Raw genomic sequence first — 20,087 nt, forward strand, 5'->3', positions numbered from 1 at the left:
GCGCGCTGCGTACGCGCCGGTCAGGAAATGCCACGAACGGGCGGCAAGAGAGGAGCGCGGGTTCCGAAAGTGCGACGGCTCAGGCGCGAATGAGCGCCGCTGTGTACGCGCTCGGGACATGTGCAACCCCCGCCGTTGTCGCGTTTATTGGCGCTCAGCATCGCGCTGGTTTCCGAATTGCCCACTTCGATCGGGAACGCCCACTCCGGCCACCCATTGCCAATGCGCGGCATCGCCTTGATTTCCTCGCCATCAGGACGGCAAACGGAGATGATCCACTCTTGCCATTCCACTTATCACTTAATTGAAATGCCCAGCGCGCCGGGCTCATTCCGCCGCGCGATGACCGGGAAAGCCGACGACGGTTGCCGAACCGTTTCGGAGCCGACCTCATGGGGGTCCCTCCAAGATCTACAGCTCAGGGAGGCCACCCCTGAGCCCACACGGGACCGGACGCCCGTACGACCCGTAGTTGACCAACCGGACCGTGGTCCGTATTGTCTTTCCCACAAGCGGACCGCAGTCCGGAAGGGGACAATCATGAGCCGTTTGCTGCACATCTCCGCCTCCCCCAGAGGAGCGGAGTCGATCTCGATCGCCATCGCCTCGACCTTTGCCGAGGAGTACCTCGCCACGCATCCCGGGGGGCGGGTCGACCACTTCGATCTGTGGGACGGGAGCCTGCCGGAGTTCGGGCCCGCTGCGGCGAAGGCCAAGATGACCGTGTTCGGAGGGGGTACGCCCGTAGGAGAGGAGGCGGTGGCCTGGGAGGCGGCTGTGCGGATGTTCGAGCGCTTCGATGCCTATGATCGGTATCTGTTCAGCGTGCCCATGTGGAACATGGGCGTGCCGTACAAGCTCAAACAGTTCATCGACGTGGTCAGCCAGCCGGGCATGGTGTTCGGGGTGGACCCGGAGACCGGGTACCAGCACCTGCTGAGCGGGAAGCGGGCAGCTGTCGTCTACACCAGCTCGGTCTGGGGGCCGGGGATCGGGGCCGAGTTCGGGAGTGACTTCCAGTCGACGTTCTTCGACGGGTGGTTGCGCTGGGCCGGGATCGACGATGTCCAGGAGATCCGCCACCATCCGACGTTGACCGGGTCGTACGAGGACGAGCGGAAGCAGGCCGACGAGCGGGCCCGCGAGGTCGCCAGGCGCTTCTAGCGAATCCGCTGATGTTCCTGGATCCTTTTTTGACAGCCTGAGGGCGGTAGGAGCCGGTGGAGTAGGCCGCGTCGGCGAAGCGGAGCTGTCCTCGCCTGCCAGCAGGGCACTGGCAACGACACCCTCATAATGGACGGCATCGGAGCTGGGCCGCAGGGTCGCCGTGGTGAACAAGCCGATCTGGCTAGGGGCCTTGACGCCGTCTGGCGATAAGTGCGGATCTTGTGCACATGTCGCAACTCGGGCGGCCACAGCCGCATCTAGCCAGTAAAATCGCCCACTAATGTCAGTCTTTTCTCCATTTTGGCGACGGCCAGGGATCACCATCGCCCTAGCCCTGGCTGCCGTCCTCGGTCTGGGCACTGCCGTCTACCTGTCGATGCGCACCGAAGGCTCACCCCAGCAGACGGCGACCGCGTTCCTGACGGCCTGGCAACGCGGCGACCTGCCCGCCATGAAAGCCCAGGTACTGGAACCGCCTCGCGACTTCGACGGCATCTATGACGCCTTCACCAGAGGCTCCCAGGCCAAGAAGATCACCATCCGGGAGACCCGCGTCCGTCCCGAGTCCAACCGGAATTTCGGGCAGGCCGCCGCCTATGACGCCATGTTCTCTGTCACTCTCGACGGGCCGGTCCCCTACTCCTACGAGGGGCACTTCGAGGTCATCGATTTCGACCGCGCGTGGAAAGTTCACTGGACCCCGACGGCGATCCACCCCTGCCTGCAGGAGGTCGGCTCCAGCGAGATACGGCAGATCCGCGTCGTCCCCCAACCCGATGGTTCCTCCCGCCTGGTCCTGCTAGAAACGCGGGCCGAGGGAGAGCAGGCAGGATCCCTCTTCGCCGACGAAGGCCTCAAACTGGTCGCAACCCTGGCCGACTCGGCCCAACCAGGGGTCACCGGCTAGACCACTGAGATCAGGCGATTCGGCTCCGTTGCTTGCGCGGTGGGGTCGGTGGCGCGCTTGGGTCTGGGGCAGGCGGTAGGAGTCGGTGCCGGTCTCGATGGTGTTGCCACTACGGGCAAGCCCACTCCGATCAGCCGGCCCGGCGAATGAAGTTGTGCGTCGTCAAGGCAGAGATAGCGCTCGCGCGGTGCCGTCTGGATCTCGCCCTTCCACCAGTAGGTGGAGACGATCTGACCGCTGATCTGGGCGCCGGCCGCCACCCGGCTCTCGACCGCCGCGTTGACGATGCGTTCGGCCTCTTCGCGGCTGTCGGCGGTCACGCGAACTTCGACATGGCGGGTCATGGCTCCGAGCGTACGTCCCATGAACGATCACCTTCTCTGTGGGTCACGATCGCCTCCGTCGTCGAAGGACACGGCGAGATGACGGCCGTACCCGAGTTGCTGCGCAGTGTGCCTACGCTTCGAGCATCTGGGAAGTGAACATCCAAGAAAGGAACGTGTGCGTCGCGGTTCGCTGATTGCGCCCGGCGGGATCGAGGCAGCGGGTAGATGACCTACGACAGGACGGGAAGCCGCGCGCAGGTGACAACCGCCGCGATCGGCACGCTTCTGTCCGGTCTGCTGTGCGCCTTTGCTGCGAAGATCGCTCACGGCTAACCGGCCGGGTCCGTTCTGGGGTCGTGCCGGGATGGGCTTGGACAGCAGGCCCGAGACGGTCAACGATGGGAGCGATACACATGGCCGACTCCGTTCTCACGATCGGGTGCTTCCAGTACGACACGACACAGCCGCTGTTCGACGGGAGCGTAAGCGTCGACGGCGTCGACGTCAGGATGAAAACCGGGGTCACCTTGCCGGAGATCTTTGATCGGCTGATCCGCGGAAACGAGTTCGACGTCGCCGAGCTCGGCCTCACGTTCTACCTGCGGCTACTGGGCACCGGTCTGCCGTTCGTAGCGCTGCCGATCTTCCCGAACCGCGTATTCCGGCACTCGTGCATCTTCATCAACACCCACAGCGGGATCGTTGAACCAGGTGATCTCGCGGACAAGACCATCGGTGAATTCGGCACCTACGGTCAGGACTCCGGCGTGTGGGCCAAGGGAATCCTGATGGACGAGTACGGATTCAAACCCGAACAGAGCCGTTGGGTGATCGGCGGTCTGGAGCACCCTGCGACTCCCTTCGACTTCATCCCCCATCCACATCCGGCCGACGTCGACGTGACCGTCGCGCCTGAGGGGAAGACACTTGGTGCGATGCTCGACGCGGGCGAGATCGACGCCCTGTTCTCGGCGAACGTCCCGCAGTGCGTGCTCGATGGATCCCCGAACGTCGCCCGTCTGTTCCCCGACTTCGAGCCGCTGGAGCGCGACTACCACCGGCGAACCGGGATCTTCCCGATCATGCACACGATCGTCATCCGGCGAGAGCTCCTCCGCCACCGTCCTGACCTCGCGCACAAGGTCTACCGCGCATTCGCCGAGGCGAAGGACGCCGCCGCCGACCGCTACCGCCGCAACCGCAGGCTCTACCAGGTCCCGACCATGGTGCCGTGGATGAATGCCCTGGTCGAGCGCAACGGCGAGCAATTCTCCGAGGACTGGTGGCCGTACGGCATCTCGTCCAACCGCTCCGCTCTTGACACCTATCTGCGCTACCACCACGAGCAGGGCCTGTCCTCCGGGCAATGGAAGCTCGAAGATGTCTTCGCTCCGGAACTGCTCGACACATAGGCCTCCGGACTCGCAGGCGCTCTGGGATGCGAATCCCCCACGAACTTTCCGATGGCACCGATCGTCGAACACCCATGATCAGCACCATCGGGATTCGGGGGCACCATGCGTGCATTGCGCATGATCGTAATGTCGGCCACCGCGCTGGAGTTCCCCTCCGCGGTACGCGGGTTTGGGCCAGGCGGTAGGAGTCGATGCCGGTCTCGATGATGTTGCCGTGACGGTCAAACCCGCTCCAACCAGCCGACCCGGCGAAGCGTGTTCGGGAAGGCGGTCCGAGCGCAGCGAGGCCCTTCAGGGGGCGGGCGTAAGCCCGCCTGAGAGGACGTCCGGAGCGTAGCGGAGGCCCTTTTTGGGCGGGTGGGCATCAGACGGCCAACCACCGAATCGGGTAACGGGCGGGGAGGAAGAACGCCCGGAGCGAAGCGAAGGCCCGTTGTGGTCGGGTCAGTGGTGGCCAAGCTCGGCAGACAGGCGGTCGGTGGTCCGCAGGAGGGCGGCGGCGCAGGCGTCGGCTTCGGCCATGAAGCGGTCGGCCGGGCCGCACACGCTGATGACCGCCGCCGGCCGGCCATGGTGGTCGAGGATGGGGGCCGCCACGGAGGCCGCGCCGCTCTGCCGTTCGGCGATCGACATCGCGTAGCCGCGGCGGCGGATGAGGGTCAGGTCGGTGTGCAGGCGGCCGGGGTCCGTGACGGTGGCGGGCGTCATGGCTTCCAGTGATCGGCTGAGATAGCGGGTGATCTCCTCTTCCGAGAGGTACGCCAGGAACGCCTTCGATGATCCGCCCGCGTGCAGCGGATACGGCACGCCCAGCGAGACCGACATGATCACCTCCCGCTCGGGTGTCGCCTGGTCGATGTAGACGCGGGTGTCGCCGGTCCTGATCGACAAAGTGGCGGTCTCGCCGGTCAGCCTCGACAGGGCGGGCAGTTCGGGCGCGGCCAGCCGCCGTACGTCGATGCGGTCGAGGTAGGCCAGGCCGAGCCGCATCGCCGTCAGCCCCAGCGAATAGCGCCTGCTCTCCTCGTCGAGCACGACCAGCCCCCGGCTCCTGAACGAGGCCAGCACCCGATGCACCGCCGCCTTCGACATGCCCAGGCTCTCGGCGAGCTCGGTGACGCCGAGTGTGTCCGTGCCCGCCTCGGCGAACCGGACGAGGATGTCGGCGGCCCGTTCGACGGTGGCGGCGGTCTGGCTGGGCATGGTGGGCCTTCCCCGGTGAATCATGTGTACTGTCGGGAACAGCATTCCTACTATTGGAACACAAGGAGCCACCGGATATGTCGTCGTTGTGGAAGGCCCTGGAGGGCTCGCGCGTGCTGGACCTGGCGCAGCCGATGCGCAAGGGCATGCCGCAGTCCCCCAACCACCCGCCGTTCCGGATGGCGCTGGAACGCCGGCACGGCGACCTGGTCAGGACCGACGGCGGCTCGGCCGCCAACGAGATCATCGTCACGGGCGGCCACGTCGGCACGCACGTCGACGCGCTGGCGCACGTCTCCCAGGAGGGCCTGCTGTACGGCGGGCGGCCGGCGGGCGAGGTGATGTCGCACGAGGGGTTCAGCGCCATGGGCATCGACGGGTTCGAGCCGTACGTGGGCCGGTGCGTGCTGCTCGACGTGGCCGCCGTGCACGGGGTGACCACGCTGCCCGCCGGCTACGAGGTCACCGCCGACGATCTGGAGCGGGCCGCCGGAGACCTGGAGATCCGCGCGGGCGACGCCGTACTGGTCGGGACCGGCTGGTCACGGCTGTGGGAGTCGGGGGACGACTTCGTCGGTCAGCGGAACGGCGTTCCGGGTCCGGGCGCCGATGCCGGCCGCTGGCTGGCCGCGCGGCGACCGCGCGTGGTGGGCGGCGAGACCATCGCCTTCGAGCACATCGCGGCGGGCCGCGGGCATGCCACGCTCCCCGTGCACCGGATCATGCTGGTGGAGTCGGGCATCAACATCGTGGAGACGATGCGGCTGGCCGAACTGCTCGACTCTGGAGTCCGCGAGTTCCTGCTGGTGCTGAACCCGCTGCCGATCGTCGGCGCCACGGGAGCCCCGGTCCGCCCGCTCGCCGTCATCGCCTGATCGGGGAGCGGAAGTGACCACTCATGTTCAGCGGCTCGCGGAATTCGCCGTGGATTGCCGGGATCGCGGCGTCCCGGCCGAGGTGCGCGACGACGTGACGGGCCGGGTGCTCGACGTGCTCGGCAACTGCCTGGCCGCCTACGCGGAGCCGGCGGGTGACGCGGCCCCGGCCGTGCTGCGGGCCGTACGACGGTGGCAGGGGGCCGGGGAGTCGACCGCGATCGGGAGCGGCGACCGGCTGCCCGCGCCGTCGGCGGCGCTGGTCAACGGCACGCTGGCGCACGCGCTCGACTACGACGACACGCATCTGCCGTCCGTGCTGCATCCGAGCGCTCCCGTGGTGCCCGCCGCGCTGGCCGCCGCGGAGGCCACGGGCGCGTCCGGCGAGCGGCTGATCGCGGCCGTCGCGGCCGGCGTCGAGGTGTGCAACCGGCTCGGCATGGCCTCCTACCTGCCGGAGGCCGGCAACTCGCTGTTCTTCGAGAAGGGCCAGCACGCCACCTCGATCTGCGGCACGCTCGGCGCGGCGGTCGCGGCCGGGCTGCTGTACGACCTGGACGCCGCCGGCATCGCCCACGCCGTCGGGGTGGCGGCCAGCATGGGCGCCGGCGTCCTCGAGGCCAACCGCACGGGCGGCACGATCAAGCGGGTGCACTGCGGCTGGGCGGCCCACTCGGGGGTTACGGCGGCCGTGCTCGCGCTGGAGGGGCTGACGGGGCCGCCCACGGTGCTGGAGGGCCGGTTCGGCTTCTTCCAGGCGTGGCTGGACGGCCGGTTCGACGCCGAGGCGCTGCTGTCGGGGCTGGGCGAGCGGTGGGAACTCCTGCGTACGGTCTACAAGCCGTATCCGACGAACCACTTCACCCATCCGGCCATCGACTGCGCCCTCGCCCTGCGCGCCGGCGGCCTGTCCCCCGCCGACATCGAGGAGGTCGAACTGGGGGTCGCGGCTCCGGTGCTGCGTACCATCGCCGAGCCCCGGGCCGACAAGGTCAGGCCGGAGTCGCCGTACCACGCGAAGTTCTCGGGACCGTACACGGTCGCGGCGGCGCTGCACGGCGGCGGCGGGCTGGGGCTGTCACTGGACGACTTCGCCGCCCTCGATCCCGCACGGCTGGCGCTGGCCGAGCGGGTGCGCTGCGTGGCGGACGAGCGGGCGACGGAGATCTTCCCGCACGCGTTCGCGGCCGTGCTGCGGGTACGGCTGCGTGACGGCTCGCTGCTGGAGCATCGGGTCGACTCCTCCCGTGGCGGTCCGGAACATCCGCTGACGGCGGAGGAGCTCGCGGTGAAGTTCCGCACGAACGCGGGGCGGGCGCTCGACCCGGACCGCGTGGCGGCTCTCGTCGCGGCGGGCCGCGACCTGCCCGAGGCCCCTACTGTGGCACCGCTCCTCCGGCTGACGACCGCCTGAGCCACCGCGCCGGCTCGACGAACCGCTAGGGAGCCGCTCGGGCGGCTACATCGACCGTGCGCCGGGAGTCCGCTCCGCCGCCTCCGAGCGCTCCGCTGTCTCCACCCGGTCGGCCATCTCAGAGCTGTCCACCGCCTCCGGAAGGCCTGTCTCCAGGCGGCCCGCCTCTGAGCGGTCCGCCTCTGAGCGGTCCGCCGTGGCAGCGAACGCCGCCTCCGGGATCTCCGCCTCCGGGGACGGCGGCGGCATGACCTTGCGGACCTCGTCGAGCGGCGGCAGCTGGGCGGGCACCTCCCGCCGGAGCGACTCCAGCGGAGCCGTCTCCTCGCGAGTGGGCGTCTCGCGAATGGGCGTCTCGCGAATGGCTTCCTCCCGGGAGGTCGCGGCCGCGGCAGATGCGTCCGCCAACGCGTCGACCGGCGCGGGGTCGCGCCCCATGCGGTCGAAGAAGCGCAGCAGCTCGACCGGCAGCGGCATGATCAGCGTGGTCGTCTTCTCCGCCGCCACCTCGACCACCGTCTGCAGCAGGCGCAGCTGCAACGCCGCCGGCGTCTCGGACATGATGGCGGAGGCGTCGGCCAGCTTCTGGGCGGCCTGGAACTCCCCGTCGGCGGTGATGACCCGGGCCCGGCGCTCGCGTTCGGCCTCCGCCTGCCGCGACATCGAGCGCTTCATCGACTCGGGCAGCTGCACGTCCTTGATCTCGACCCGGTCGATGTGGATGCCCCAGCCGAGCGCCGGGCTGTCGATCATGAGGGCGAGGCCCCTGTGCAGCTCTTCGCGGTTGGACAGCAGGTCGTCGAGCTCACTCTTGCCGATGATCGAGCGCAGGGAGGTCTGCGCCACCTGTTCGACCGCGAACAGGTAGTCCTGGACCTCGATGGCCGCCCGCAGCGGGTCCTGGACCCGGAAATAGACGACCGCGTCGACCCGGACCGAGACGTTGTCGCGGGTGATGCCCTCCTGGGTGGGGATCGGCATGGTGACGATCTGCACGTTGATCTTCTTCATCTTGTCCACAAAGGGGATGAGGAAGCTCAGCCCCGGCTGCCGCACCTGTTTCTGAGCCCGGCCGAAGCGGAAGACGATGCCCCGTTCGACCTGGTTGACGACCCTGATGAAGCTGAAGGCGGACCAGAGCAGGATGACGGCGAGGACGGAGAAGAGAATGCTGGTGACCATGGTGGTGTCCCTTCCGCTCCGAGAGTAGGCCGGTTACCGCGAGGTGGTCCACCGCGGTCCGTCAGGGGTGTCCTCGACGAGCACGCCGCCGCTGAGCATCGCCGCCCGCAGCGCGTCGGCGACCTCGTAGCGGCCCTGCCTGCGCAGGTCGTTGCGGAACGCCAGGAGGGCCTCGACGAGGGCACGCAGATCGGCGGTGGTGGCCACCTCGGCGAGCCGAGCGATCAGCAGCCGCATGAGCTCTCTTGCCTCGTCGACGCCGCCCGCGTCCTCCTCGGTGTCGGCCGCCCACTTGACCAGCTCGGCCTCCATGTCGAGGACGGCGCGGGCCGCGGCGACCAGGTCGGGCGCCGCCGCCGCGAGCTGGAAGCGCCGCTCGCAGGAGCGTACGGTCTCCTCCAGCGTGATCTGGGCCGGCGCCGAGACGGCGGCGGGCCGGGGCGATGGCGCGGCGGCGACGCGACCGCCTTCGGCCAGGCGGCGGACCTCCTCCAGACCGATGTGGGTGCCCGCGGGCAGGACCGCCTGCGAGCCGGGACGACGTACGGTCAGCCCGCCACGGCCCGCCACCTCGACGGTCTCGGCGTCGAGGTCGATGACGACCGCGGTGTGCTCGTCGATGCCGAGAACGGCCGTGCCCGGCGGCAGCTCCCGCTCCATCCGGGACAGCCGCCGCTCCCCCAGGTAGCAGTAGCGGGTGTCGTGGGTGCCGCCTTCGGCGTTGTCGAAGTGCGGGATCAGGACCGCCCGCAGGTCGAGCGCCGCCAGCAGGTCGAGGCCCTCGCGCCAGTGCGGCTCGGCGCCCACCTTGTAGATCTCATAGACCGGCACCGTCGCGAGCCCGGCCGTGCAGGCGGCGGCCGAGGCCAGCACGGTCACACCCTGGCGGGCCCGGACGCGGGCCCGCAGGTCGCCCGCCGTGGGCGCGGCCGTCCACTGATCGAGGGCGTAGGTCGGGCTGCCGGGCCCGGAGAACACCCAGTCGGCTCCGGCCGCCCCGGTCGCCACCTCGACCTCAAGGCCGACACTCCGGGCGAAGTAGCGGCGGGCACGGGCGGAGATATCGGCCGCGTTCTCCTGGAAGGCGTAAGGGGTGTCGAGCAGCACGGCCCGCGCGCCCGGCCGCAGCCGCCGCGCGGCGGAGCGGTGGACCTCCACCATGGTCGGGCTCGTCTCGCCCGACCCCATGAGCACCAGCAACCCGGGCATGGCTGTCCGCCTCTCTCTTCGCGCCTCCCCACCTACGGCCTTCTGCGAATAGATCGCTTCTGCATACAGCTGGCAGTAGATTGTCGGGGGTGACGGGAAGACACGTCGTCTCGGTCGAGACGCTCATGCTACGGGCGAGCACTGACAGTGAGTGGGCGTACCGGCACGCCACCGCCGTGCCCGCCCCCGGAGAGACGCCCGACCAGACCGCGCGCCGGGTCAGCGGGATCCCGGCCGACGCGCCGTCCACCGTCGTGCACTCCACGAGCTGGCGCTGCCGTCCCGAGGGCGAGATCGTGCTCACGTACGCCGTCTGCCCGGACCCGGAGCCGTGGCTGCCCGCGATCGACCTGCCCGTGCTGGAGATCGTCGCCGGTGACGCACCCGCCACGCCCGCGCCCGGCCGCGTCGAGGTGGCCAATGTGGTGGCCCACGCCATCCGGCACCTGGCGTTCCTGACAGCCGAGGATCCCGTCGTACGGCAGGCATTGGCCCACCACCCGGAGATCGTCTCAGCCCTGGACCAGCCCCGGCGGTGCGTCCCGACTCTCTAAGCACCAGCCGGTCGTCGCCGTCCGCCCCCGACGAGGTTGTCCCTCCACGGGACCCCAGCCACCACGGACCATCACACGGATTGAGGCGGTCGCGTGACGAACCACCCAGGAAACCCTTGGCCCTAGGCGGCGCGACGGGACACCCGACGGCCTAACGACTGCATCGGCTTCTCGACGAAGCGGTAAGCCAGGGCGCTGGCCAGCAGGACCAGCACGATGGCCAAGGTAGCCATCCCGAGCTGCAGCGGCAGCGGCGACCGCCGCAGATCCCCGCTCACCTCCACGAAGAACTTCAGCAGCGGATGATGCACCAAATACAGCGAGTAGCTGATCAGCCCGAGCCAGGTCAGCACCCTCGGCACCCGCCGCCCCCGCAGCGCCATCCCGCCCGCGAAGGTGGCCGCCGCCAGCGCGATCGTGGTGATCCACACGTCCGGCTCGACCCACCACCATCCCGCCTCGATCGCCCAGATCGGGGCCAGCGCGACCAGTCCGGCAGTCGCCGCCACCGGCCACAGCCCGCCCGTGCCGCGTTCCCAGCGGTGGATCGCGGTCCCGGCGAACATGACGCCCAGCACGGCCACGCCCATCCACGGCACCCGGCTGCCGAGGACCAGCAGCGCCACCGCCATCAGGCCCAGCGCGCACGCCGCCGCCGTACGGAATCTGCCCGAGATCACGCACGCCAGCCCGGCGAAGAACGCGGCCCCGGAGGCGTACGCGACCCAGCCGCCCTTCAGCAGCGCCCCACCGACCAGCAGCCCGACGACCACCGAACCGGCCGCGAACAGCACTGCGAACAGCCCGCTCCGCTCGTGCAGCCGGGTCACGAACAGCGCGGTGACGAGCAGGTAGAACACCATCTCGTACGAGAGCGTCCACATGGTGTCGGCCACACCCCCGACGCCCACCACGTCGAGCAGCATCGTCGCGTGCGCCGCCACAGCCGTGCCGTCGCGGGGCACCTCCGCGCGTACCGGCACCCACCAGGCCGCCGCCAGCACCAGGGCCGCCACGGCGAGGTAGAGCGGGTAGAGACGGAAGGCGCGGCTTACCCAGAACGTCCGCACATCGCCGTGCCGCTCCAGCGACGTCGGGATGATGTAGCCGCTGACCAGGAAGAACACCAGAATGCCGTAGACGCCGAGACTGAACCAAAAGGGCCGGAGCGCCGGCAGGAACCAGGGCAGCAGGTGCTCGGCGACCACGGCGAGCGCCCCGATGCCGCGCAGGGCGTCGAGCCAGGCGAGGCGCGCGGGGGCGGGGGTCGTGGTGGGTGTGGTCGTGGCGGGGGCGATCGACACCCGCCCAAACCTACCCTGACCCGCACCGATAATGCCCTGTCGTCAGCGATGGCTGGTCAGCGGGGCGTGATGGTCGGCGCCCGCCGGGCCGTGCGGGTCGGTGTGTACGGTGGCGGCGCGCAGTCTGGGCAGCTCGTGGATGAGGCGGTGTTCGGCGGCCACCGCCACAGCGTGCGCGTCCACGAGCGAGAGTTCGTGGCCCACCAGGATCTCCACCTCGGCGTGCAGCGCGTGGCCGATCCAGCGCAATCGTACGGAGCCGACGCGTTCCACTCCCTCGACTCCGCCCAGGATGGCTTCGGCCTCGTCGACGATGGCCGGGTCGACGGCGTCCATGAGCCGGTGATAGATCTCGCGGGCGGCGTCGCGCAGCACGAAGCAGATGGCGACGGTGATGAGCAGGCCGACGATCGGGTCGGCGAGGGGGAAGCCCAGCGCGGCGCCGCCCGCGCCGATGAGCACGGCGAGCGAGGTGAAGCCGTCGGTCCTGGCGTGCAGCCCGTCGGCGACCAGCGCGGCGGAGCCGATCTCCCTGCCGACCCCGATCCGATAGCGCGCCACCCACTCGTTGCCGAGGAACCCGACCACGGCCGCCGCGGCCACCCACCCGACGGCCCGCATGTCCTGGGGGTGGAGCAACCGCGTGACCGCCTCGTACCCGGCAAGGACGGCGGAGGCGGCGATGATCAGCACGATGGCGATGCCGGCCAGGTCCTCGGCTCTGCCGTACCCGTAGGTGAAGCGGCGGGTGGCGGCCCGGCGGCCGAGCGAGAAGGCGATCGCGAGCGGTACGGCCGTGAGCGCGTCGGCGACGTTGTGCAGGGTGTCGCCGAGCAGCGCGACGGAGCCGGACATGACGACGATCACGGCCTGGACGGCGGCGGTGACCAGCAGCACACCGAACGAGACGGCCAGTACGCGCAGCCCGCGACTGCTGCCTTCCAGGGCGGCGTCGGTCTTGTCGGCGCTGTCGTGACTGTGCGGCGTGAGGGCATGCCCGGCCTTCGCCAGCAGCCCTCTGATCCCACCGCGCCCGCGCTCGCCCTCATGCCCATGACCGTGCCCGTGTCCATGCGCAGGTTCGGGTGAAAGGCCTGAAGAGGTGGAATCGTGCTGACCGGTCATAGCACCTCATTTGCCCAACAAGTCGCGTGCTCTACCGCGCCCCCCGAGTCATCACCACCCGACGTGGTTCTTGCCGGAGACGAGCGAGCGGGCGATCACCAGCCGCTGGACGTCGTTGGTGCCCTCGCCGATGGCCATCAGCGGCGCGTCCCGGTAGAGCCGCTCGACCACGAACTCCTGCGAATAGCCATATCCGCCATGAATGCGCATCGACTCCAGCGACGCCTTCAACGCCACCTCGGAGGCGAAGTATTTGGCCATCCCCGCCTCCATGTCGACCCGCTTCCCGCTGTCGGCCTGGGAGGCCGCCCAGTAGGTCAGCAGCCGGGCCGCCTGGATCTCGGTCGCCATGTCGGCCAGCTTGAGCTGTACGGCCTGGAAGTCGGCGATGGGCTGGCCGAAGGCGTTGCGTTCACGGGCGTAGCCGAGCGCGGCGTCGTAGGCGGCCTGGGCGACGCCGACCGCGCGGGCGGCGATGTTGATCCGCCCGATCTCCAGCCCGCCGAGCACCTGCTGCATGCCGCGCCCCTCGACCCCGCCGAGCAGCGCGTCCACGGGCACGCGCACACCGTCGAGCACGACCTCGCACGTCTCGGTCCCCTTGTAGCCGAGCTTGGGCAGATCCCGGCTGACCCCGAACCCCTCGGCCGCCGGATCGACGAGCAGCACCGACATCCCCTTGTGCGCGGGCTCGGTGACGGACGTCTTCACCAGCACGGGCAACGGATCGGCGTGGCGGGCGTTGGTGATCCACGTCTTGGTGCCGGTCACGACATAGTGGTCGCCGTCACGTACGGCCCTGGTCTGAATGCCCTGCAGATCCGTCCCGGCCCCGGGCTCGGTGAGCGCGATGCCGGTACGGCGGGCTCCGGTGGCCAGATCCGGGAGATGGCGCGACTTCTGCTCCTCGGTGCCATGCCGGGCGATCATCCAGCAGGCCAGCGAGTGAGACCCGATGGTGCCGGCGACCCCCATCCAGCCCCGGGCGATCTCCTCGAAGACCAGGGCGAACGACACCATGTCCGCCCCGAGCCCGCCGTACTCCTCGGGCACGCTGAGGCCGAAGAGCCCCATCGCTTTCATCTTGTCGACGATCTCCGTGGGGTATCGCCCGGAGTGCTCCCACTCGATGGCGACGGGCATGATCTCTTTGTCGACGAAGGCCCGCAGGGTCTCCCGGAAGGCCCTCTGCTCGTCGCTCAGCTCGAAATCCACCGGCTCCTCCTCAGTGCTACCACGGCCGGGGCCAACGATACGCGCGCCGGAGGATCATCCCCTCGGACGGACCGTCACCGGTAGACGGCCGGCTCCTTCCGCTTGCCGGGGAACACCATGATCAGCAACTCCACGGCGCCGTCCGGAGGGTAGGGGACCTGGTAGACGCGTTCACGGCCGCGCAGGTGGACCCGGACCCGGTAGGACCCGGGGCCGCTGGTCGTCAGCTTGGGCGACGTGTTCCCCAAGCCGTCGCCGAGGGTCAGCGAGCCGGTCGGGCTCTCGTAGGCGACCTCGACCACCTCCTTCCACCCCTTGGTCTCCAGCGGCGGCCGCCGGGTATAGGACTCGGTGGTCACGCAGGCGTACCCGACCTCGTCGGCCGCCCAGATGGCCAGCGCGCCCCGTTCGCTGCCGATCAGCTCCTTGACCAGGTCAGGAGAGGCGTCTTCATATCCGTCCTCCCAGCCGTTGATGGTCCAGAACTCGGTCCACGTGGTGGCGCGGTGCTGCCGGACCGGTTTGATCTTCGGGCGGTGCGCGGGGTGCGCGGCGCAGGCCTTCTCCTCCTTGGCGACGTACGCGTCCTCTTCCTCCTGTTGCCGCCGGCCGGCCAGCTCCTGGGCCCGGGCCACCGCAGGGCACAACGATCCCAGCGCGCCGGCCAGCGCCGCGTGGGGTGCCTCGCGCACGGCGGGAGCGTTGATCTCGCCGCCGTGCTGTTCGGCCAGACGGCACAGGTCGCGGCCCTGAGTCAGGACCACCCGGTCGGGAGCCTTGTCCCAGATCTCAATGCCGTTGTTCATGAAGGGGGCGTAGCCGCGGACCTGGCACAGGAAGTCCTTTTCCGCCTTGGTCAGGTCGTGGACGGTGCCGCCCCCGAAACCGGCGCAGTCGAGCTCGCCTTCACTGCTCACTTTGCCGGGTGGGGCCGCCCGGTCCACGACCAGGAGGGTCGTCATCAGCGTCAGGGCCGCGACCGCCGTACGGGCGAAGCGCCCTCTGCGGACGTAGCCGCGGCGGGCTGGGCGCACCGCGAGCAGAACCAGGATCGGCGGCGCCAGGAAGTAGAGGTCCATGCCCGCGTTCCAGCTAAGAATCGCGGACGGACCCCACGCCTCCAGGCATCGCGGGCCCAGCGCCCCGTCGAGCGTGAACAGCAAAAGCTCTGGGAGGCGGAAGAAGAGCAACGTCACGGCGCCTGAGCGGGCGATGATCCGGCCGAGCCGGGCACGCCCGGTCCGGACGCTCAGGTAACAGCAGGCGCAGGCCACGACGATCATCGGCGCGCCGCCGAACCAGAAAAGGGGGAGAACCCTGATCAGGCGTTCCGGATATCCGATCAGGTCGTTGATCTGGTTACCCAGGCACGAACCCACCCACATCCACGCGTAGCTCCGGCCGCCGTCATCTCCGACCAGAAGCGAGCGGATCCAGAAGAAGACGTCGGGAATCAGCGTTAGTAATAACGCCGTACTCCACAGAATCCATGATCGTCGAGGCACGACACCGACATTAAGGCACCGCGAAGGAAAGTCAGTTGGGGGCGGGCAGCACAGAGGACAGCTTGGAGACCACGGCCACGATGCGCGCGGCGCGTTCGAGTTCGGCGCGGTGGAAGTGCGGTCCCGCCGCGCGGGCGACGACCACGTGCAGCCCGTGGGTGGCGACCGGCAGCAGCATCAGCCGTAGATCGTCGGCCGCGCGTGTGGCGGCCCTGAGCGGCGGCTCCAGCAGTTCGAACACCTCCGGCGCGCCCAGACTGGCATGCCGTACGACGTCACCCGCCAGCGCAATCGACCACTCGGCGCCGCACAGCCCCGGCAGCGCGTCCACCAGCGTCGCGATCCCCCGCGACGGTTCCGACGCGACGTGCATGAGCAGGTCGTAGTCGGGCGCCGAGCCCGGGAGGTCCTTGGTCGGCCAGACCCCCTCGACGCGTACGCCCGGGACGGCCGAGAGCCGGTCGCGCACCTCGTCCGGGGTCACCTTCCCCGGCCATGACACCGTGAAGTCGTCCACCGCCCGGCCCGTCTCCCGTTCCAGCACGGTGACCTGCAGAATGTCGGCACCCAACGCACCGAGTGACCGCGCGACCTGGCCCAGCCCCCCGGGCCGGTCCGGCAACGACACCCTCAGTCTGAGCAGCATGACCCGCCCCCTTTCCAGAGGCTTTCACAGTGCCCGTGGAAGGTTTCCAGCATGTTCCACGGATATGTCACGCATGCTGCACTTATATCCAAGGATGGTCCGCTAATCCGGGTTTTGGGATAAAGGTTCGCCCAGCGCCACCTGCGGAAAGCCGCAGGTGGCGCCCAAGAACGCGGAGATCAGGCGAAGACGTCCTGCTGGTAACGACCCTGCTCTTCGAGCGCGGCCAGCCACGCCTCTCCGTCCGTCCCGGTCTTGTCCCGGTGGATGGCGAGCAAGGCACGCCGTACGGCGGGCGCCATGCGCAGCCCGTCACCGCAGACGTACACATGCGCCCCGGCCTCCAGCAGCTCCCACACCGCCTCGCCCCGCGCGGCGATCGCGTCCTGCACGAACCGGTACGGATGCCCGGCCACCGCCGAGTAGGCCACGGTGACGTGCACCCCGTCAGCCGACGCCCAGCTCTCCACCTCGTCCCGGTAGAGCCAGTCATGCGAAGGATGGCGGCACCCGGCGAACACCTCGGCCCGCCCGGTGGCCCCGGTCAGCGCCCGCTCCTCCAGGAACCCCCGCAGCGGCGCGAACCCGGTGCCGGGACCCACGAGGATCACCGGCGTGGCAGGGTCCTCGGGCAGCCGGAACGGCGGCGCGGGCACCCGGATGTAGCCGTAGAAGCTCTCCCCCGGAGCCAGCCCGGCCAGGTAGGCCGAGCACATCCCGCGGTATTCGCCGCTGCCCGACCAGGCGGGCCCCTCCACCAGCCCGACCGTGATCCTCACCAGGCCGGGGTCGGCCAGCGGCGAGGAGGAGACGGAGTAGTAGCGCGGCCGGATCGGCCCGGCCATCTCCAGGAAGACCGGCAGCGGCAGCTCGATCGCCGGGAAGCGGTCGAGCAGCGCCAGCGGGGATACCCGCTTGGCCAGGATCTCGTCGGCGTAGTCCGTGGTCAGCGCGTCGAGCTGGCTCCGCGTCCACGGGCACGAGGTGTGCGCGGCCAGGGCCGCCAGGTCCGACCGGGTGGCCACCTCCTGCAGTTCGGCGAACTCGGTCAGCAGCAGCCCGGCCGTCACCGGCGTGTCCACGGGCAGGTGCGTGGCCCCGCCGGTGCGCAGGCGTACGACCTGCTCACGCGGGACGCGCAGGCAGCGCAGCGCCCACTCCACCAGCTCCGGGTCGTTCTTGGCGAAGGCGGCCACGTGGTCGCCCGCCGAGTAGGTCACACCCTCGGGCAGCCGCGCCACGATCGAGCGCACGCCGGGCCGCGGCGCCTCCAGCGAGAAGTCCCACAGCCCGGCCGGGTCGCCGGTCAGCTCCTCGTTGGAGACCACGGTCAGCGGGAACGCCCGCGCGGACACCACCGCGGGCCGTACCTCCGCCTCGCTGAGCACCTCCATCTGGTAGCGGGGGCCCGCGTCGGCGGCTGAGGCGCTGTACTCCTCGGCCGTCGCCGCCCACAGCTTGGCGGTCCACGCCGACACGTCGCCGTCGAAGTCGCCGTCGGCGTCGGCCTCGCCCCGCTCGATCAGGGGTACGGCACCGGCCGCCGTCAGCTTGGCGAAGGCGCGGCGGGGAAAGTCCTGGTACGTGGGCCACTGGGTGTTGCCGCAGCCCAGCAGCGCCAGCCGTACTCCCGACAGGTCGGGCAGGTCTTCCAGCGCGTCGAAGCGCTGGGCGTTGTCGGGCGCCTTTCCGTTGTAGGAGGAGGCGACCACCAGGAGCAGCCCCTCGCTCGGCGGGACCAGCTCGTCGAGGGTGGTCAGCGTGGTGGCGAAGCCGGCCCGCCCGGCGCGTTCGGCCAGCCGCTCGGCGATGTCGGCGCAGGTGCCCAGGTTGGAGCCGTAGGCGACGGTGAGCGCGACGCCGGTGACGGCGATGTCCTGCTGCTCCTCCACCTCGATCGGCTGCCCGAGCACGGTGACGCGCTCGTGGGGACGGCGCTCGCGCACCCGGACGGTGAACCCGTCGGGCTTCAGGGTGAGCGTCTGCTTGATCTTCATCTTGTAGACGGCGGGGTCGGAGACGGCGAAGCGCCGCAGGATCATCGCCAGCGCCAGCCTGGCCTCGGTGAGCGCGAACTGGCGGCCGATGCAGGCCCGTTCGCCGTTGCCGAACGGCTTGTAGGCGGCCGGGTGATGGTCACGCTTGTTCTCGGGCAGCCAGCGGTCGATGTCGAACTCGTCGGGCCGCTCCCACGCCTTCGGGTTGCGGTGCAGCGACGGCAGCAGGATGATGACCGGCGTCCCCGCCGCCAGCGCGTACTCACCGCCGAGCGTGGTGTCCGCGATGGCGTTCACGGAGAAGGCCGGGATCGGGGACCAGACCCGCAGCGTCTCCTCCAGGATCCGGGAGATCACGTCCAGCTTCATGACCGTCTCGTAGGCCGGCGGCTCGTCGCCCGGCAGCAGCCGGTCGACCTCGTCGTAGGCCCTGGCCAGGGTGTGGGGGTCGCGCAGCAGGTTGTACAGCGCGAAGGAGAGCAGGCCGCTGGTGGTCTCATGCCCGGCGATCAGGAAGGTGAGGACCTGGTCGCGGATGTTCGCGTCGGAGAGCCGGGCGCCGGTCTTGGGGTCGGACGCCTCCAGCATCAGGCCGAGTAGGTCCTTGGTGGCGGCGCCGTCCTCCGCGCGGCGCCGCCTGATCACGTCGTCGACCAGCTCGCGCATCAGCTCGATGTCGGCCCGGTAGGCGACCTCCTGCTTGCGCTTGAGCTTGGTGACGAACGGGAGCTGCTGGTTGCGCAGCATCGCCTCGGTCAGCGCGCCGCCCATCGCCGTCAGGAACGGGTGCAGCTCAGGCGAGTCGAAGGAGTCGAACCGGTAGCCGAACCCGGTCAGCGAGATCGTGTCGAGGGTGAGCCTGGTCATGTCGTCGGCCACCGGCAGATCCTGCCCCGGGCGCGCCGCCCAGGACTCCACGAGCCGGTCGGCGACCTCCAGCATCTGCGGGTAGTACGCCTTCATCGACCGCTGGCTGAAGGCCGGCATGAGGATCCGGTGCGCGTGACCCCAGACGGGCTCGTCCGGCCTGGCCGTGAACAGTCCGTCGCCGGCGAAGTCGCGGACGATCGACAAGGGCGGGTTGATCTCCTTGCGGAACCGCGTCTCGTCGCACGCCTCGGCCACCAGGTCCGGATCGTGGATCACCACGACATGACGACCGAGCAGGTCGAGCTGATAGATGCCCTCCGGGTGCGCCCGCGCGACCTCCTCGAAGTAGGTCATGGGCGAGTGCGCGGGCATCTGGAACGCGTTTCCCACGATCGGCAGCCCCCTGGGGGCGGGGATCTCTCTCATGAGCACTCCTGGTCCTGGTAGCCATACACCGTATGGCTCACGCTACCATACGGTGTATGGCAGTGAGCGCGCGCAGGGGAACCCCGCTGACCCTGGAGGAGATCTACACCACGGCATTGCGCATGGTGGACGAGGTGGGCGTGGAAGGGCTGTCGATGCGCAGGCTGGCCGCCGAGCTCGACGTCAATCCGATGTCGCTCTATCACCACGTGGACAACAAGATGGCGCTGCTCACGCAGATCTGCGACACCAACGTCCAGCGCCTCGACCTCCCGCCGGACGAGACACTGCCCTGGCAGGAGCGGCTGCGCATCCTCGGGCGCGCCTATCGCCGGCTCACCACCGACCACCCGGCGATGTGGCGCTACGTGTACGCCCACCCGGAGATCACCGCCGACCGGGAGGGCGGCCTGTGGGGCGTGCTGTTCCCGATCCTGGAGGCGGCGGGCGTGCCGCAGGAGGAGCAGCGGCGCACGGCGGACGTGCTGTACGGGTTCGTGGCGGGCCTGGTGTTCGCCGAGACGGCCGGGCACATCGGCCAGGGCCAGGACACCGAGGAGGCCGACCGCACCTTCGAGGCGGCGGTCGACCTCATCATCCGCGGCCTGGGCGGCTGACCAACCGCTAAGGGCCTGGCTGATCAGCCACCGGGGGGCGTCCCACCACCGCGAGCCGGGGCCATATCACCGTGATAGGGGTCGTTTGCCATCTATGCCAATCCCTAGCAACCGCTAGCTTGACAGGCAC

General features: G+C 69.8%; 18 protein-coding genes. 7 read left to right on the forward strand and 11 right to left on the reverse strand.

Going from position 1 to position 20,087, the window contains the following annotated elements:
• Positions 1–20: 20 nt before the first annotated feature.
• Entirely contained in the window at positions 21–293 is a 273-nt protein-coding gene (locus tag AB0B64_RS40745; RefSeq protein WP_357952611.1) for a hypothetical protein, read from the reverse strand.
• A 247-nt stretch (positions 294–540) separates the two neighbouring features.
• Here AB0B64_RS40745 and AB0B64_RS40750 point away from each other — a divergent pair, with 247 nt between their 5' ends.
• Both AB0B64_RS40750 and AB0B64_RS40755 read left to right on the forward strand, forming a co-directional pair.
• Positions 541–1,164, forward strand: a complete 624-nt coding sequence (locus tag AB0B64_RS40750; RefSeq protein ID WP_357952610.1) for an NAD(P)H-dependent oxidoreductase — start codon at positions 541–543, stop codon at positions 1,162–1,164.
• A gap of 379 nt (positions 1,165–1,543) precedes the next feature.
• Positions 1,544–2,074, forward strand: coding sequence for an NTF2-like N-terminal transpeptidase domain-containing protein (locus tag AB0B64_RS40755; RefSeq protein WP_358184729.1), 531 nt, complete (start codon positions 1,544–1,546; stop codon positions 2,072–2,074).
• Here the strand turns inward: AB0B64_RS40755 and cutA are convergent.
• Positions 2,071–2,418, reverse strand: coding sequence for a divalent cation tolerance protein CutA (cutA, locus tag AB0B64_RS40760; protein WP_357952608.1), 348 nt, complete (start codon positions 2,416–2,418; stop codon positions 2,071–2,073). The two genes, AB0B64_RS40755 and cutA, sit on opposite strands and share 4 nt — an antisense overlap.
• 395 nt (positions 2,419–2,813) lie before the next feature.
• Between cutA and AB0B64_RS40765 the strand changes: the two genes are divergently transcribed.
• Positions 2,814–3,812: a hypothetical protein gene (locus tag AB0B64_RS40765; protein WP_357952607.1), complete on the forward strand. Its 999-nt coding sequence runs from the start codon at positions 2,814–2,816 to the stop codon at positions 3,810–3,812.
• Between the two features lie 447 nt (positions 3,813–4,259).
• Here AB0B64_RS40765 and AB0B64_RS40770 read toward each other — a convergent pair whose 3' ends face one another.
• Positions 4,260–5,018 carry an IclR family transcriptional regulator gene (locus AB0B64_RS40770; protein WP_357952606.1) on the reverse strand — a complete coding sequence of 253 codons (759 nt, stop codon included), beginning with the start codon at positions 5,016–5,018 and terminating at the stop codon, positions 4,260–4,262.
• Between the two features lie 77 nt (positions 5,019–5,095).
• Here AB0B64_RS40770 and AB0B64_RS40775 point away from each other — a divergent pair, with 77 nt between their 5' ends.
• Entirely contained in the window at positions 5,096–5,893 is a 798-nt protein-coding gene (locus AB0B64_RS40775) for a cyclase family protein (protein ID WP_358184733.1), read from the forward strand.
• A 13-nt stretch (positions 5,894–5,906) separates the two neighbouring features.
• Entirely contained in the window at positions 5,907–7,307 is a 1,401-nt protein-coding gene (locus AB0B64_RS40780; protein ID WP_357952604.1) for an MmgE/PrpD family protein, read from the forward strand.
• Between the two features lie 45 nt (positions 7,308–7,352).
• On the opposite strand, the gene AB0B64_RS40785 is transcribed toward AB0B64_RS40780, so the two are convergent.
• Positions 7,353–8,489, reverse strand: a complete 1,137-nt coding sequence (locus AB0B64_RS40785) for an SPFH domain-containing protein (protein ID WP_358184736.1) — start codon at positions 8,487–8,489, stop codon at positions 7,353–7,355.
• Positions 8,490–8,522: 33 nt separating this feature from the next.
• The gene (locus tag AB0B64_RS40790) at positions 8,523–9,698 is read right to left on the reverse strand and encodes a hypothetical protein (RefSeq protein WP_358184739.1); all 1,176 of its coding nucleotides are present in this window, start codon (positions 9,696–9,698) and stop codon (positions 8,523–8,525) included.
• An 89-nt stretch (positions 9,699–9,787) separates the two neighbouring features.
• On the opposite strand from AB0B64_RS40790, the gene AB0B64_RS40795 reads away from it, so the two are divergent.
• Positions 9,788–10,252, forward strand: a complete 465-nt coding sequence (locus AB0B64_RS40795; RefSeq protein WP_358184742.1) for a hypothetical protein — start codon at positions 9,788–9,790, stop codon at positions 10,250–10,252.
• Positions 10,253–10,374: 122 nt separating this feature from the next.
• On the opposite strand, the gene AB0B64_RS40800 is transcribed toward AB0B64_RS40795, so the two are convergent.
• From AB0B64_RS40800 to AB0B64_RS40825, 6 genes are all read right to left on the reverse strand, one after another.
• Positions 10,375–11,556 carry an acyltransferase gene (locus AB0B64_RS40800; protein ID WP_357952600.1) on the reverse strand — a complete coding sequence of 394 codons (1,182 nt, stop codon included), beginning with the start codon at positions 11,554–11,556 and terminating at the stop codon, positions 10,375–10,377.
• A 42-nt stretch (positions 11,557–11,598) separates the two neighbouring features.
• On the reverse strand, positions 11,599–12,681 hold the full coding sequence (locus AB0B64_RS40805; protein ID WP_358184745.1) for a cation diffusion facilitator family transporter: 1,083 nt from the start codon (positions 12,679–12,681) through the stop codon (positions 11,599–11,601).
• Positions 12,682–12,732: 51 nt separating this feature from the next.
• Positions 12,733–13,896: an acyl-CoA dehydrogenase family protein gene (locus AB0B64_RS40810; RefSeq protein WP_225294962.1), complete on the reverse strand. Its 1,164-nt coding sequence runs from the start codon at positions 13,894–13,896 to the stop codon at positions 12,733–12,735.
• A 74-nt stretch (positions 13,897–13,970) separates the two neighbouring features.
• Positions 13,971–15,401, reverse strand: coding sequence for a hypothetical protein (locus AB0B64_RS40815; protein ID WP_358184748.1), 1,431 nt, complete (start codon positions 15,399–15,401; stop codon positions 13,971–13,973).
• A 31-nt stretch (positions 15,402–15,432) separates the two neighbouring features.
• Positions 15,433–16,047 carry an amino acid-binding protein gene (locus AB0B64_RS40820; RefSeq protein WP_357952597.1) on the reverse strand — a complete coding sequence of 205 codons (615 nt, stop codon included), beginning with the start codon at positions 16,045–16,047 and terminating at the stop codon, positions 15,433–15,435.
• A gap of 179 nt (positions 16,048–16,226) precedes the next feature.
• On the reverse strand, positions 16,227–19,340 hold the full coding sequence (locus AB0B64_RS40825; protein ID WP_358184751.1) for a cytochrome P450: 3,114 nt from the start codon (positions 19,338–19,340) through the stop codon (positions 16,227–16,229).
• Between the two features lie 56 nt (positions 19,341–19,396).
• On the opposite strand from AB0B64_RS40825, the gene AB0B64_RS40830 reads away from it, so the two are divergent.
• On the forward strand, positions 19,397–19,957 hold the full coding sequence (locus AB0B64_RS40830) for a WHG domain-containing protein (RefSeq protein ID WP_358184754.1): 561 nt from the start codon (positions 19,397–19,399) through the stop codon (positions 19,955–19,957).
• Positions 19,958–20,087 lie beyond the last annotated feature (130 nt).

The sequence above is a fragment of the Nonomuraea sp. NPDC049129 genome, from assembly GCF_040648495.1.
Taxonomy (GTDB): domain Bacteria; phylum Actinomycetota; class Actinomycetes; order Streptosporangiales; family Streptosporangiaceae; genus Nonomuraea.

Excerpts from the sequence above, each read along its gene's own strand:
- AB0B64_RS40750 (WP_357952610.1), top strand. The coding sequence starts at position 541 with ATGAGCCGTTTGCTGCACATCTCCGCCTCCCCCAGAGGAGCGGAGTCG.
- AB0B64_RS40755 (WP_358184729.1), top strand. The coding sequence starts at position 1,544 with ATGCGCACCGAAGGCTCACCCCAGCAGACGGCGACCGCGTTCCTGACG.
- cutA (WP_357952608.1), bottom strand. The coding sequence starts at position 2,418 with ATGACCCGCCATGTCGAAGTTCGCGTGACCGCCGACAGCCGCGAAGAG.
- AB0B64_RS40765 (WP_357952607.1), top strand. The coding sequence starts at position 2,814 with ATGGCCGACTCCGTTCTCACGATCGGGTGCTTCCAGTACGACACGACA.
- AB0B64_RS40770 (WP_357952606.1), bottom strand. The coding sequence starts at position 5,018 with ATGCCCAGCCAGACCGCCGCCACCGTCGAACGGGCCGCCGACATCCTC.
- AB0B64_RS40775 (WP_358184733.1), top strand. The coding sequence starts at position 5,096 with ATGTCGTCGTTGTGGAAGGCCCTGGAGGGCTCGCGCGTGCTGGACCTG.
- AB0B64_RS40785 (WP_358184736.1), bottom strand. The coding sequence starts at position 8,489 with ATGGTCACCAGCATTCTCTTCTCCGTCCTCGCCGTCATCCTGCTCTGG.
- AB0B64_RS40790 (WP_358184739.1), bottom strand. The coding sequence starts at position 9,698 with ATGCCCGGGTTGCTGGTGCTCATGGGGTCGGGCGAGACGAGCCCGACC.
- AB0B64_RS40805 (WP_358184745.1), bottom strand. The coding sequence starts at position 12,681 with ATGACCGGTCAGCACGATTCCACCTCTTCAGGCCTTTCACCCGAACCT.
- AB0B64_RS40820 (WP_357952597.1), bottom strand. The coding sequence starts at position 16,047 with ATGCTGCTCAGACTGAGGGTGTCGTTGCCGGACCGGCCCGGGGGGCTG.
- AB0B64_RS40825 (WP_358184751.1), bottom strand. The coding sequence starts at position 19,340 with ATGAGAGAGATCCCCGCCCCCAGGGGGCTGCCGATCGTGGGAAACGCG.
- AB0B64_RS40830 (WP_358184754.1), top strand. The coding sequence starts at position 19,397 with ATGGCAGTGAGCGCGCGCAGGGGAACCCCGCTGACCCTGGAGGAGATC.